Origin of the sequence: Tritonibacter mobilis F1926, assembly GCF_000376545.2 — a bacterium.
In the GTDB taxonomy this organism is placed as follows: domain Bacteria; phylum Pseudomonadota; class Alphaproteobacteria; order Rhodobacterales; family Rhodobacteraceae; genus Epibacterium; species Epibacterium mobile.
The window spans coordinates 539,004-551,972 of sequence record NZ_CP015231.1; the positions used below are offsets into that span (position 1 = coordinate 539,004).

Sequence of the window (12,969 nt, forward strand, 5' to 3'; positions counted from 1 at the left end):
GCTTCATATTGGTAAAAAAACATTACCAGTTCTGCGCAGGTCGAGGAGACAACCGATGCCAGTGATCACCAACATAGAAGATCTCAAGCGCATTTATGCGCGGCGTGTGCCGAAGATGTTCTATGATTATGCCGAGAGCGGCTCCTGGACCGAGCAGACCTTTCGCGAAAACACCACGGATTTTGACCAGATCCGCCTGCGTCAGCGCGTCGCCGTTGATATGGCGGGGCGCTCCACTGCGGCGCAGATGATCGGTCAGGATGTGGCAATGCCGGTGGCGCTGGCACCGGTCGGCCTGACTGGCATGCAATGCGCCGACGGCGAGATCAAAGCCGCGCGCGCTGCCGAGGCTTTTGGCGTGCCCTTCACCCTCTCGACCATGTCGATCAACTCCATTGAGGAGGTTGCCGAAGCGACCAGCAAACCCTTCTGGTTCCAGCTTTACACCATGAAGGACGACGACTACGTCCGCCGCCTGATCGAACGGGCAAAGGCCGCAAACTGTTCCGCACTGGTGATCACGCTTGATCTGCAAATTCTCGGTCAGCGCCACAAGGATCTGAAAAACGGCCTCTCCGCCCCGCCAAAACTCACGCCCAAAACCATCGCCAACCTGATGACGAAATGGGCTTGGGGGGTTGAAATGCTGGGCGCGAAGCGGCGCAATTTCGGCAATATCGTCGGTCATGTGGAGGGGATCTCGGATGCCTCCTCGCTTGGGGCATGGACGGCAGAGCAATTCGACCCATCGCTCGATTGGGGCAAGATTGAAAAGCTCAAGGAGATGTGGGGCGGCAAAGTCATCCTTAAAGGTATCCTTGACGAAGAAGACGCCATAATGGCCGCCAAAGTGGGCGCGGATGCCATTACGGTCTCGAACCACGGCGGGCGGCAGCTTGATGGCGCTCTGTCGTCAATCCGCATGTTGCCCCGGATCATGGACGCGGTCGGCGATCAGGTTGAGGTCCATCTCGACAGTGGTATTCGCTCCGGTCAGGACGTGCTAAAGGCACTGGCGCTTGGCGCGACCGGCACCATGATCGGGCGTGCCTTTGTCTATGGTCTCGGCGCGATGGGACAACAGGGCGTCACCCGCGCGCTTGAGGTGATCCACAAGGAACTGGATACCTCCATGGCCCTGTGCGGCGAGAAAAACGTCGCCAATCTGGGGCGTCACAATCTTCTGGTTCCCGAAGACTTCACTGGTCGCTGGGCCTGACGCTCGGCGATCTCCCAACCGGAGCCTTCTTCTCATGGCCCCGGCTGGCAGGCAAACCAATCAGATCAGGCAATCAGCCCTGTTTTGCGGGCAGTGGCGCGCAGTGCGGGAACCAGGAATGCTGTGATGCACAGCAGCATGCCCCCCATGAGCGCCAGTGCCAGATGCAGTCCAAAGGCCTCCGCCACAAAACCAATGACCGGCGGGCCGACAAAAAAGCCGCAATACCCGATCATCACCAAACGTGAAATCGCGGCCGCCCGCAGATGCGATGGGATCGTCTTGCCCACCCACGCCAATGCGGTGGGACCCACGGTGGACACCCCAAGACCGAGAATTGCAAACCCCGCATAGGCCAAGGATTGCACGGGCGCGAACGCCGCAAGGATCAAGCCCGTTGCCGCCAGCGCCGACGCAATCTGCATCAGCTTTCCCTCAGCCACGCGGCGCACCAATTCCTGCCCGGACAGACGACCAATCCCCATCGTAAAGCCAAGGATTGCAGGCCCCAACGCCCCCTCTGCCGCATTGGCGTTAAAGCTGCGCTCCAGATGCAGGGCCGACCAATGCTCCGTGGCTTGCTCTGCGGTGAATGCGATCAGCACGATCAGCCCGGCAAGCGCGATCATCAGCCCCGGCAATGGCACAGGTGCAGCATTGGCGCTTTCATCCGAGCTCTCTGCAGGCACCTCGTCGCGCATGCCCAACGCCAGCAGCGCCGTCACACCCAAGATCCCAATGAAACACCAGATCGGCGGCACACCGGCCTCCCGGACGAGGCCCGCGACCAGCGCCGCCAGCGCATAAGCCAGCGAGAACAGCCCGTGATTGAGGTTCATCAGCGACCTCCCCGAACGGGCCTCCAGACCGCTAAGACGTGCGTTCATCACCACATCCAGCAGCCCGCCCGCACCAGAGGCCAAGAACATCGCCCCCGCAAATGTCACCCAACTGCCCGCAAGCCCCGGCAACAGAAACGCCGCCGCCAGCAGCAAGGAACAGATAGCCATCGCCGAAGCGCCGAGCTTGCGATCTACCTTTGGGGCCAGCCACATTGCACCGACGGCTCCCGCCGCCCCGATCAGCAATGCCAGACCAAACTCCGCATCGCTCAGCCCGGCGTGTCCTTTTAGCTGCGGCACATAGGCTGCAAAGGCCCCGACACAGAACCCCATGACCACGAACGCCCGCCCATGCACCACACTGGTGCGCAAATCTGTCAGCATTTCCATGACCGCGACAATGCACAGTGCGCGCGCTGCCACAATCGCCAAATTGTACCGCTACAGCGCTGGCGCGCGCAGGCATCTCGGGCTATGCCCGATCTATGCTGATCTTCACGCCGCAAGCTCTTGCATTTGTTGCCGTTCCCAAAACGGGAACCACCGCCATTGAAAAGGCGTTGCGGCCACATGCGGATATTCTGTTTCGAAAATCGCAAAAACACACCTCGGCGCAGCGGTTCCATCGGCGTATCCGTCCCTTTGTGCGGGCGACGTTTGATACATCCCTCGAAAGCTTTGCCGTCCTGCGCGAACCCGAAGACCAAATCCGGAGCTGGTATAAATACCGCTGCCGCGACGAGATCCGCGACAAACCGGAATATGCGGGCCAGCTGAGCTTTAACGACTATGTGGAGGCGCTCCTGTCCGATAGCCCGCCCCCATGCGCCCAGATCGGTAGCCAATACCGCATGCTGAGTGGACGCGGCGGACGCATTATCGTGGATCACCTCTTTGCTTATGAGCGCTGGGATCAGCTTGAGGCTTTCCTGACTGACAGGTTCGGGCACCGAATCAACTTTGAGCCGCACAATGTCTCGCCCTACGTCAAAGCCGATCTTTCGCCCGAGTTGCGCAGCAGGTTGCGTGCTGCCCGCCCGGCAGAGTTCGATCTGCACGCCCGCCTGATGGCTGCCGAAGGCAAACTGAGGCCCAGACAGGAAACCAAGGCAGTTTAGGGCTTTCCAAACAGGGGTTTTCGGTCTAACAGAGCGGCTTCACGCGGGGTGACAGCCTTGGAGGCACCCCCGATTATATATGGAGAATAAAAATGGCGAATGAGATTCCTGATCTCGAGTGCCAGGAACGCGCGGGGACGGGCAAGGGCGCCGCTCGCGCTGCACGCCGTGCGCACATGGTTCCTGGTGTTGTATTTGGTGGCGACGCAGACCCGCTGGCAATCCAAATCCCTTACAACGTCCTGCTGAAGCGCCTGAAAGCTGGCCGCTTTAAGTCGACCCTGTTCAACCTCAAGGTTGAAGGCCACGACGATGTACGTGTGATCTGCCGCGACGTTCAGCGTGACGTTGTCAAAGACCTGCCCACTCACTTCGACCTGATGCGCCTGCGCCGCACCTCGAAGATCAACCTCTACATCCCCGTTGAGTTCATCAACGAAGAAGAGTGTGTTGGTCTGAAGCGCGGTGGTGTTCTGACCGTTGTGCGCGCCGAAGTCGAGCTGATCGTGACCGCCGGTGACATCCCGGAGAAACTGACCGTCGATCTGACCGGCAAAGCCATCGGCGATGTGATCCACATCTCTGACGTCACCCTGCCCGAAGGCGCAAAGCCGACCATCGACCGTGATTTCGTGATCGCGAACATCTCTGCACCGTCCGGCCTCAAAGCTGCAGACGACGAAGCAGAAGGTGAAGAAGCCGAGGAAGCAGCAGCGGAATAATCTGCTGCAGCCCCTTTGGGTTTTGAATATCAAACGGGTCCCTCACGGGACCCGTTTTTCGTTGTGACGTTATCGTTGTGACAAGGAGACCAAAGCGCAGCCGCGCCGCATAGAGGTGCATCAAGAACCCTGCCAAGCAGGCCAACGCCCAGTCCAGATTTCACACTGGCGAAATCTCAGAATTGCCAAATCACACGATGGCCCGCGCGCATCATGTGATTTGGCGAAGCAGGAGCAGCCTCGAAAGTTTCTCTGATCGGTTTACGGACCCTGGTAATCGGCCAAGGTTCCGCCAGCGACCAAATGGCTCAGAAGCATCTCACGCGCATAGCGATCACGCTGCTTGATGGCAGCGGCCTCCTGCGCGGTCAGTTCGCGACGTTCAAACCCCTGTTTTCCAAGGCAATCATCCACCGCATTCAGCGCGCCTTGGCTGCGGGTGTGATCCTCACCCGAGGCTGCAATAATGGCGCCTGGAAGAATACCGAGAAAGATCATCGAGGCAATATAGCTCGACGTGACCGCCGCTTTTGCGCCTTTGGGGCCTTGTGGCGCACAAAACTCCAGTGATTGCCGCGCCTCAAATACGGTGCTGCCGGTTTTTGTGGGCACAGAGGGCAACGGTTCCACGGCCGCGCACCCCATCAACAGTGACGCGCTGAGCAGCACAGCCCCCTTCAGCCGCCATTTGCGCGCAGGAACTTCAGTGCTCGACACCGAGCCGTGTTTTGAATTGACTGTTTTATTCATAATGCCCCTCTTCAAATCCCATGCGCATCAAATGCCCAGTTCTATCAATTGTCAGCCCTCGCAATGTGGTAAGGCTGATTTGTGGCAAGATCCGCACCATAGGGTGTTTATCACCCCTGCACTGGATTTCCCGCAGAAAAAAAGGCATCACTGCGCCAAAATACCTAGCAGGAAAGCGGCGCATGAAACTCTTCGTAGGTCTCGGCAACCCTGGCGCAAAATACGTGGGCAACCGTCACAACATTGGCTTCATGGCATTGGATCAGATCGCCTCTGATCACGGGTTTTCACCGTGGAAATCCAAATTTCAGGCACAAATGAGCGAGGGCACTCTGACCGGTGAGAAGGTGATCTTGCTGAAACCACAGACCTTCATGAACAATTCCGGCCAATCCGTGGGGGAGGCGCTGCGGTTTTTCAAACTCACCCCTGCAGATGTGGTGGTCTTTCATGACGAGCTTGATCTTGCGCCCGGCAAGTGCCGGGTCAAACAGGGCGGCGGTCATGCGGGCCACAATGGTCTGCGTTCGATACACGCTCATATTGGTGCAGATTACGCACGCGTACGCCTGGGTGTCGGGCATCCGGGGCATAAGGACGCTGTCGCGGGCTATGTGCTGCGTGATTTCCCAAAGGCAGATCAGGGCTGGCTGGACGATCTGCTGCGCGGTCTGTCCGATGGCGCGCAATCGCTCGCGACCGGGGACAGCGGGCGTTTCATGAATGCTGTCGCCCTGCGGGTCGCCCCGCCGCGCAGTTCCACCGGTGAAGGCACAGGCGCGCGCAAGAAAACACAACAGGAGCGACCGGGGGCCTCGCCTGCTCCAGCCAAAGGCGCATCCGGTGATGCCCCCGCATCGGCGCCAGACGATGCCCGCAGCCCAATGCAAAAACTCATCGACAAGTTCAAATAGCACGATCTGCGCTCCCAAAGGGCGCAGACGATTCTGGTGCAGGCATTCTCCAACCCTTGCCCAGAGCGCGACTAGAGCCTCTTGGATCTTTTAAAATCAAGCATATACCTTGGCCCCAACAAGAGACATGAGGCTCTTGCTTGATCCGCGCCGGTATTTGCGTTTAGTGAAACCTGTCGCCAGCAAGGTACGATGTCCGTACACGCTAGCCCCATATCCGCAGATCTGCGCGCCCGGCCTTCGAACTAAGGTTGGGAAACCGTCGGGCACCGCGCATCATATGCCCCCTTCTCGCGCCCGGCCAAAAGCTGTGATTCAGGTTTTGGCAGAGCGCTTTAGCAAGACTGGACATCACGCATGAGCTACATCGCCATGAACCGCTTCAAAATTCGCCCCGGCCGCGAGGCTGATTTTGAAACTATTTGGAAAGACCGCGAAAGCCGCCTGAACGAAATGCAAGGATTTCGCGAATTTCGCCTGCTGAAAGGCCCGCAGAACGAGGAATACACTCTCTATTCCAGTCACGTGATCTGGGATAGCCGCGCCGATTTCGAGGCATGGACCAAATCCGAACAATTCCGCGCGGCTCATCGCAATGCTGGCAAACGAGAAGGCGAAAGCCCGATCCTTGGCGCGCCGCAATTTGAGGGTTTTGAAACCGTATTGCAGCAAAAATAACCACGATCTCCAACCCTCTGTCTCGGCTATTTGATGAGGCGGGGGGCACGCAATTGCCTGCGCCTAAACGCTGCCAGACCTCTTCTCAGTCTTACCCTCGACCGACGCATGCGGTCGTCGTTGCGCCTCTTGCGCCAACCAATCCGCATCCCGGTCCGCCTCACCCTTTTTTAGGGCAAAGCGCTCTACTGATGTGGTCAACTCATCAGAAAGCAGATTAACCGCATTCGCCTCCTCCGCAAGCAGCACAGATTGCGCCGCGCTTTCTCGCGCATCCTCCTGCAGGTCGCTGGCCGTGGCCGCGTTCCGCGACAGGCGTTCCTCATTCTGAGTGGCATTGCTGCGCACGGTTTCTGCCCGTTGCTGAACGTCTTGGATGGACTGTGTCACCGTCTGCGCACTACTGGATGCGCTTGTCATACGTTCAGACACACGCCCTGCCGCACGACGCTGGCTTTCAACCTCGCTGGTGATGCCCTCAACCGACGCATGGATGGCCTGCATCAATTCGGTAATCCCGGAAATCACTGTCGAGGCGTCATCGGACTGGTTGCGTATATGAGAGATCCGCTGCCGGATTTCCTCCGCCGCTTTGTCCGTTTCGGCAGCCAGACTACGCACCTGCCCCGCAACAATGGCAAACCCTTTGCCTGCATCGCCTGCACGCGCGGCCTCAACCGCGGCGTTGATGGCCAGCATGTTGGTTTGCATAGTGATTTTCTGGATAAGCCCAACCACGGCCTCAATCTCTTCGGAGGCTTTGGAGAGCGCGTGCATCGTCTCGACCGCCTCGCCGGACAGGACATTGGCCTCATTGGTGACCCCACTGGTCGCACTGGCATTGCCTGAAATCTGACTGATAGAATTCATCAGTTCAGCAATCGCCTCTGACACGGCTGTGACCTCATCCGACATGCCTTCTGCACTGCTGGCAATCCGCGTCATCTCCGACAGGATCTGCTCGGCAATCTCGCGATTGTTGCGCGCCTGTCCTGCCACTTCGCCAGAACTTTTGCTGACCGCGCCAGTCAGCGCGCCGGACTTCTCAGCACCATCGCGAAACGCGACGGACAGGGACTCCAGCCCCGATGAGGAGCTTTTCATCCGACGCGCGTTTTCGCGAATATCGCAGACCAGATCGTGCACCTCATCGATGAACGGATTGAATAGTGCTGCAAGTTCCGCCGCTTCATCTCCGGTGCTCTCATCCAGCCGACGGGTCAGATCAACGCCATTCTGCGTCATTGCCTCAAGTTGCTTTTGAAGCGCGCCGGTTCCCAGAGTTGCACCATGTTCTGTGCTGTTGAGCCCGATCATCTCGTCCTCACGTGGCACGCGAATGCCGAATGTCAGATCAATAGCCTTAAAGAACAGCCAGCTGAGACCAAAGGCCCAGACAAAGACCAGCGCAACGCCCTCCAGTTGCACCAGTGCCTGCGCGCCCGCGCTCTCCATCGTGAGTTTTCCGGGCATCGCGAAAAAGGAGAGCGCGACTGTGCCAAACGCACCGCAAACCCCATGAACGGAGACCGCGCCGACCACATCGTCCAGCTTCAGGATATTCTCCATCACCCATTCAGAGGCGACGACCAAGACCCCTGCCCCGGCCCCAATGAGAACCGCGCCTTGCACAGTTACTGCGTCACACCCAGCCGTGATGGCCACCAGCCCTGCGAGACTGCCGTTTATTGGGCGATGCGGAACATTTACTGTGTCTATGAGGCGGCCCGAAAATATCCCCGTGACGCCGCCAAAACAGGCCGCGAGCAGCGTATTCAGGACAATATGCGCAAAATCCGGACTGGCTGCAGTCGTAGAGCCACCGTTAAAGCCAATCCAGCCAACCCAGAGAATAATCGCGCCCCCTGTTGCCAGCACATAGCTATGGCCGTGCAGGGTATTGGCGCTGCCATCGGCGTTGAACTTGCCGATACGTGCGCCCAGTACAACCACGCCAGCGAGCGCAACCCACGCCCCAACCGAATGCACCACGGTCGAGCCGGCAAAATCAATGAACCCCTTGTCCGCCAGATAGGCCGCATTCTCGCCATTCAGCAAATTGCCCCACGCCCAGTGGCCGCTCACAGGGTAGATCAGCAGACCGATGAACAAGGCCGCCGCCACATAGACGCCATACCGCATCCGTTCTGCCACCGCACCGGACATGATGGTGGCCGCTGTACCTGCAAAGACCGCCTGAAACACAAAAAACGTGTATTGCCAGTCATCTGCCTGCCGGAACGCAAAATTATCGGTGCCAAACCAGCCAGCGTAAGACACACCAAACATCAACCCGAACCCCAGCACATAAAAGGCGCTGACCGACACAAGGAAATCGGTGATGTTCTTTTGCGCAACGTTGATGCTGTTCTTGGACCGCGCCATACCCGCTTCGACAAGAAGAAAGCCAAGCTGCATCAATAACACCAAAGCAGCGGCGATGATTGTCCACATATGGTCCGCCGCAAGCTGAAGTTGCTGAACGGCCTGCAAGGTGTCTTGCTGCATGAAAAACCTGAGAATGAGCTACACGAAACACTGCTCAGGATGGCGCGGACAGTCATAACAGCAAGTAAAGCGACCGACCCCGTCGCGGGTGACAAGTCCCGATTTTACGGTTTGCACCGTCAAAACCACAAAAAAAAGACGCAGCCCCGCGGCTGCGCCTCTGAATCTGGTCCGATCTTATGCGGCGATGATCACTCTTCGAGATCACGGCCTTCTTCGGTGTCGGACATGTCAAAGCCAAGGTGACGCGCGACGGTGAAGATGTCCTTGTCGCCACGGCCACACATATTCATTACGATGATGTGGTCCTTGGGCAGGGTCGGCGCGATCTTCGTCACATGTGCAAGCGCGTGGCTCGGCTCCAGCGCCGGGATGATGCCTTCCATCGCACAGGAGAGCTGGAACGCCTCCAGCGCTTCTTTGTCGGTGATCGAGACATATTGCGCGCGGCCCGTCTCATGCAGCCACGCGTGCTCGGGCCCGATGCCCGGATAGTCCAGACCGGCCGAGATCGAGAACCCCTCAAGGATCTGCCCATCATCGTCTTGCAGCAAATAGGTGCGGTTTCCGTGCAGCACGCCCGGACGCCCACCAGTGAGGGAAGCGCAATGCTCCATCTTCTCGTCTACGCCTTTGCCACCCGCCTCGACGCCGATGATATTCACGGACTTATCGTCAAGGAACGGATGGAACAGCCCCATCGCGTTTGAGCCGCCACCGATGGCTGCAACCAAAGTATCAGGCAGACGCCCTTCGCCTTCCTGCTCGGCCAGTTGCCAGCGCACTTCCTTGCCGATCACCGACTGGAAATCACGCACCATCGCCGGATAAGGATGCGGGCCAGCCACCGTGCCGATACAATAGAATGTATCGCGCACATTGGTCACCCAGTCACGCAGCGCATCATTCATCGCATCTTTCAGCGTCCCCCGACCAGAGGTCACGGGGATCACTTCGGCGCCCAGCAGGCGCATGCGGAACACGTTGGGGGCCTGACGCCGCACGTCATGCGCGCCCATGTAGACGACGCATTTCAGACCGAACTTGGCACAGACCGTGGCGGTCGCCACCCCGTGCTGGCCCGCACCGGTTTCCGCGATGATCCGGGTCTTGCCCATGCGGCGCGCCAGCAGGATCTGTCCGAGCACATTGTTGACCTTATGCGCGCCGGTGTGGTTCAACTCGTCGCGCTTCAGATAGACCTTGGCGCCACCCAGATGCTCGGTCAGGCGCTCTGCGAAATAAAGTGGGCTTGGACGGCCCACATAGTTTTTCCACAGATCGTCCATCTCGTCCCAGAATTCCGGGTCCACCTTGGCCTTCTCATATTCTTCTTCGAGGCTCAGGATCAGCGGCATCAGCGTTTCGCTGACAAAGCGACCGCCAAAAATGCCGAAACGACCATTTTCGTCCGGCCCGTTCATGAAACTGTTGATGAGATCTTCGGCCATGGGTGGTGTCTCCGTCTTCCGTATGCGCTGGTTCTAAAGCGCATTTAGAACAAGAGAAACAGATTTCTCGGCAATTTCCGCCTCCGACCCGTGGAAAGCAAGGTTTCAGAGTGGTTTCGCTTCGGGCAGAGCCCGAAGCGACTCGCGCCGCGCGCGCCCGAAGGGCGCGCGCGGCGCCAGGCCCAACGGCACGATGGGCTTCCCAAGGGGAAGCACAAAAGCGGGCGGGAGCATCCGCCTCCAGCGTCAAGCTCCTATGGGGCGCAGGGTGGTATCAGTCAGCACAGCGGCGATCCCCTCTAGCGCAGCCCGCACAGGTGGGTCATGCCGACCGTCGTGATGGCAGACCAGCCATTCCTCATGTGAGAGCTCCGCAATTTCTGGACCAACTTGCTGCAACATTGGAAACATGGCGGCTGCAAACCGAGGCAGGACCACCTGCCCCACTCCGGCACATGCCAGATCAGCCAACATGCGCGGGCTACGCGCCGTAGCCGCGATCTCGCCGCCATGGTGCGCCCATACCCATCTTGCGGATGGCGTTTTTGCTTGGCTCTCAGGCAAAGCGACATAGCCTCGAACTTGATCAGTGATCGCGTAAATCGCATAGGTGATCAACCCAGTACAACGCCCAGCCAGCCACGCCTGTTCAGGACGCTGGTTTCGTATGCCAATATCTGCGCCACGCCGCGCGATATCCAGCCGCGTATCAGCCTCCAGAAAGGCCGGGCGCCACTGTGCATCCTCCTGCCAGAACCGTGGCAACTGCTGCGCCAAAAAAGCCGAGGTCCAACTGCCCGCGGTAATGCGAACCTCTGCCTTCAGAGGCGTCGTAACCATCCGCCGTAGACGTTGCGCTTCCGCCTGAAACGCGCGGGTCTCGCCCAGAAATGCCCGCCCCTGCGCAGTCAGGCGATAGCCATGAGAGCCACGCTCAAACAAATGCACCCCGATCTGAAGCTCCAGCGCACGCATGCGACGGCTGAGGGTTGGCACACTCACTCCGCTTTGCCGTGCAACCACTGCCAAACCGCCCGCCTGAGCAATGCGTGCAAAAAGGTCGAGATCATCAAGCGATGGACTCTTTTTCATTTTTGAAACTCTGATTTCAAAGACGCCCACTCAAATATCAAGAAAACATCAGCGATCCTGCCAATGTCTTATCACAAACGAAAGCCATGCGGGATGTTTTTGATCTATACGCAACCGCGATCGCCGCGCTCGACCGAACACAGCACTTGGCAAATCGAACGGCACAGGGTGCGGCGCCGCCTTGCCAGCTATCGCAAACGTAAAAGACGCCTGTTGCGCCTCAGAGCACTCAGATGGGTCAAGAAAGGACTGAAATTGAAACGGTAAGCCCCGTCAGACGGCCTGCGCGGCCTCGACAAATGCGCGCATAAGATCCGCATCTTTCTGCGCCGGCGCAGTTTCGACACCTGACGCCACATCGACCTGACGCGCGCCCGTCTTGCGGATGGCCTCAGCGACATTCTCAGGCGTCAGACCACCGGCCAACATCCAAGGCGCTTGCCAGTATTTCTTGCCTGCCAGCAGCTGCCAATCGAAGGCCACTCCATTGCCACCGGGGAGCTTTGCACCCTTTGGCGCTTTGGCGTCGATCATGATCTGGTCTGCCACCTGCGCATAAAGATCGATGGGCGCCAGATCCGCCGCCTCCGCCACACCGATGACCTTCATCACCGGCAACCCATAGCGGGACTTGATCTCTGCCACGCGCTCCACGCTCTCCTGACCGTGCAACTGTATCATATCAAGCGGAACCGAACCGGTGATCGCGTCCAGATCGGCATCGGTTGGGTTCACTACCAGCCCGACCTTGGCAAGCCCCACCGGCGCTTCCGACGCCAAGGCAGCCGCCTGCGCGATCGAGACCGAGCGCGCTGATTTTGCAAAGAAATTCAGGCCGACATAGGCAGCACCCGCAGAGGCCGCAGCCTCCATATCGGCGCGGGTTTTCATGCCGCAAATCTTGACCCTGATCTCAGCCATATCAGGAAGCGTCATCCAGAAGCGCGAGGACCTCGTCCTTGCCTTCGTGCTTTTGCCGTTTCAGACGCTTCACTTCACGCGAGAGCTTTTTGACTTCGCCATGTTTGACGCGCGCATCACGGCGGTGTTTGTGCTCGCGCAGGTACTCAAGCACGTAACCAAGCGCGACACCAAGGGCCAGCCCGCCCAAGACGACAACAAACAGAGGCAGCGTAATGGAAGGGTTGAACCCCACCAATTCCGCCAGCGCCTCTGGCATAAGTTTCAGACTCACGAGGCCGCGGTTGGCGAGGCTGACGGAGACAAGCACCACCGCCAGAACGCCCCATACGGCATAGCGAATGTAACGCATTTACTCTTCTTTTCCGTTCAATCGATCCCGGAGCAGCTTGCCAGTCTTGAAGAAAGGCACGTGCTTCTCCTCCACATGAACCGTCTCACCGGTGCGCGGGTTGCGCCCGACACGGGCATCGCGCTTCTTCACGGAGAACGCGCCAAAGCCGCGCAATTCAACCCGGTCACCGCGCGACATCGCGTTGGTGACCTCCTCAAAGACCGTGTTGACGATCCGCTCTACATCCCGCTGATACAGGTGTGGGTTTTCGTCTGCAATCTTCTGAATCAGTTCCGAACGGATCATGCGTATGGACCTCCCAAAGCCGCCTATCTGTGCCGCTGTGACATCAAGGATGCCCTCACTATAGGAAGAAAACCCTTCTACGCAAACAGGTTAGAAAGGGGCTCGGCAGGAAAA

Annotated in this window: 13 protein-coding genes; 5 read left to right on the forward strand and 8 right to left on the reverse strand. The window is 58.6% G+C overall.

All coding sequences use genetic code 11. The annotated features are described in order from the left end of the window. Positions 1-55: 55 nt before the first annotated feature. The gene (locus K529_RS18045; RefSeq protein WP_005620491.1) at positions 56-1,219 is read left to right on the forward strand and encodes an alpha-hydroxy acid oxidase; all 1,164 of its coding nucleotides are present in this window, start codon (positions 56-58) and stop codon (positions 1,217-1,219) included. Positions 1,220-1,284: 65 nt separating this feature from the next. On the opposite strand, the gene K529_RS18050 is transcribed toward K529_RS18045, so the two are convergent. After that, entirely contained in the window at positions 1,285-2,445 is a 1,161-nt protein-coding gene (locus tag K529_RS18050) for an MFS transporter (protein ID WP_227512291.1), read from the reverse strand. Positions 2,446-2,546: 101 nt separating this feature from the next. On the opposite strand from K529_RS18050, the gene K529_RS18055 reads away from it, so the two are divergent. Continuing rightward, positions 2,547-3,179 carry a hypothetical protein gene (locus K529_RS18055; protein WP_005620495.1) on the forward strand — a complete coding sequence of 211 codons (633 nt, stop codon included), beginning with the start codon at positions 2,547-2,549 and terminating at the stop codon, positions 3,177-3,179. 92 nt (positions 3,180-3,271) lie between these two features. Then, positions 3,272-3,901 (forward strand): 50S ribosomal protein L25/general stress protein Ctc, encoded by a 630-nt coding sequence (locus K529_RS18060; protein ID WP_005620497.1) that lies wholly within the window; start codon positions 3,272-3,274, stop codon positions 3,899-3,901. Between the two features lie 261 nt (positions 3,902-4,162). On the opposite strand, the gene K529_RS18065 is transcribed toward K529_RS18060, so the two are convergent. Further along, a complete protein-coding gene (locus K529_RS18065) occupies positions 4,163-4,651 on the reverse strand; it encodes a hypothetical protein (RefSeq protein ID WP_005620499.1) in 489 nt (162 codons plus the stop codon). Positions 4,652-4,833: 182 nt separating this feature from the next. Here K529_RS18065 and pth point away from each other — a divergent pair, with 182 nt between their 5' ends. Together pth and K529_RS18075 are read left to right on the forward strand one after the other, a co-directional pair. Next, positions 4,834-5,565: an aminoacyl-tRNA hydrolase gene (pth, locus tag K529_RS18070; protein ID WP_005620501.1), complete on the forward strand. Its 732-nt coding sequence runs from the start codon at positions 4,834-4,836 to the stop codon at positions 5,563-5,565. 357 nt (positions 5,566-5,922) lie between these two features. Continuing rightward, positions 5,923-6,243, forward strand: a complete 321-nt coding sequence (locus tag K529_RS18075) for an antibiotic biosynthesis monooxygenase family protein (protein WP_005620503.1) — start codon at positions 5,923-5,925, stop codon at positions 6,241-6,243. A gap of 63 nt (positions 6,244-6,306) precedes the next feature. Here K529_RS18075 and amt read toward each other — a convergent pair whose 3' ends face one another. From amt to ihfB, 6 genes are all read right to left on the reverse strand, one after another. Then, entirely contained in the window at positions 6,307-8,751 is a 2,445-nt protein-coding gene (gene amt / locus K529_RS18080; RefSeq protein WP_005620506.1) for an ammonium transporter, read from the reverse strand. Between the two features lie 191 nt (positions 8,752-8,942). Further along, entirely contained in the window at positions 8,943-10,202 is a 1,260-nt protein-coding gene (gene trpB, locus K529_RS18085; RefSeq protein ID WP_046002571.1) for a tryptophan synthase subunit beta, read from the reverse strand. 246 nt (positions 10,203-10,448) lie between these two features. Further along, positions 10,449-11,294, reverse strand: a complete 846-nt coding sequence (locus K529_RS18090; RefSeq protein WP_005609991.1) for a LysR family transcriptional regulator — start codon at positions 11,292-11,294, stop codon at positions 10,449-10,451. A gap of 273 nt (positions 11,295-11,567) precedes the next feature. Then, positions 11,568-12,215 carry a phosphoribosylanthranilate isomerase gene (locus tag K529_RS18095; RefSeq protein WP_040641322.1) on the reverse strand — a complete coding sequence of 216 codons (648 nt, stop codon included), beginning with the start codon at positions 12,213-12,215 and terminating at the stop codon, positions 11,568-11,570. A gap of 1 nt (position 12,216) precedes the next feature. Further along, positions 12,217-12,567 (reverse strand): LapA family protein, encoded by a 351-nt coding sequence (locus K529_RS18100; protein WP_005609997.1) that lies wholly within the window; start codon positions 12,565-12,567, stop codon positions 12,217-12,219. Continuing rightward, positions 12,568-12,855, reverse strand: coding sequence for an integration host factor subunit beta (gene ihfB, locus K529_RS18105; protein WP_005610003.1), 288 nt, complete (start codon positions 12,853-12,855; stop codon positions 12,568-12,570). It abuts the gene before it with no gap. Positions 12,856-12,969 lie beyond the last annotated feature (114 nt).

Excerpts from the sequence above, each read along its gene's own strand:
- K529_RS18090 (WP_005609991.1), bottom strand. The coding sequence starts at position 11,294 with ATGAAAAAGAGTCCATCGCTTGATGATCTCGACCTTTTTGCACGCATT.
- trpB (WP_046002571.1), bottom strand. The coding sequence starts at position 10,202 with ATGGCCGAAGATCTCATCAACAGTTTCATGAACGGGCCGGACGAAAAT.
- pth (WP_005620501.1), top strand. The coding sequence starts at position 4,834 with ATGAAACTCTTCGTAGGTCTCGGCAACCCTGGCGCAAAATACGTGGGC.
- K529_RS18055 (WP_005620495.1), top strand. The coding sequence starts at position 2,547 with ATGCTGATCTTCACGCCGCAAGCTCTTGCATTTGTTGCCGTTCCCAAA.
- K529_RS18095 (WP_040641322.1), bottom strand. The coding sequence starts at position 12,215 with ATGGCTGAGATCAGGGTCAAGATTTGCGGCATGAAAACCCGCGCCGAT.
- amt (WP_005620506.1), bottom strand. The coding sequence starts at position 8,751 with ATGCAGCAAGACACCTTGCAGGCCGTTCAGCAACTTCAGCTTGCGGCG.
- ihfB (WP_005610003.1), bottom strand. The coding sequence starts at position 12,855 with ATGATCCGTTCGGAACTGATTCAGAAGATTGCAGACGAAAACCCACAC.
- K529_RS18075 (WP_005620503.1), top strand. The coding sequence starts at position 5,923 with ATGAGCTACATCGCCATGAACCGCTTCAAAATTCGCCCCGGCCGCGAG.
- K529_RS18060 (WP_005620497.1), top strand. The coding sequence starts at position 3,272 with ATGGCGAATGAGATTCCTGATCTCGAGTGCCAGGAACGCGCGGGGACG.
- K529_RS18065 (WP_005620499.1), bottom strand. The coding sequence starts at position 4,651 with ATGAATAAAACAGTCAATTCAAAACACGGCTCGGTGTCGAGCACTGAA.
- K529_RS18045 (WP_005620491.1), top strand. The coding sequence starts at position 56 with ATGCCAGTGATCACCAACATAGAAGATCTCAAGCGCATTTATGCGCGG.
- K529_RS18050 (WP_227512291.1), bottom strand. The coding sequence starts at position 2,445 with ATGCTGACAGATTTGCGCACCAGTGTGGTGCATGGGCGGGCGTTCGTG.
- K529_RS18100 (WP_005609997.1), bottom strand. The coding sequence starts at position 12,567 with ATGCGTTACATTCGCTATGCCGTATGGGGCGTTCTGGCGGTGGTGCTT.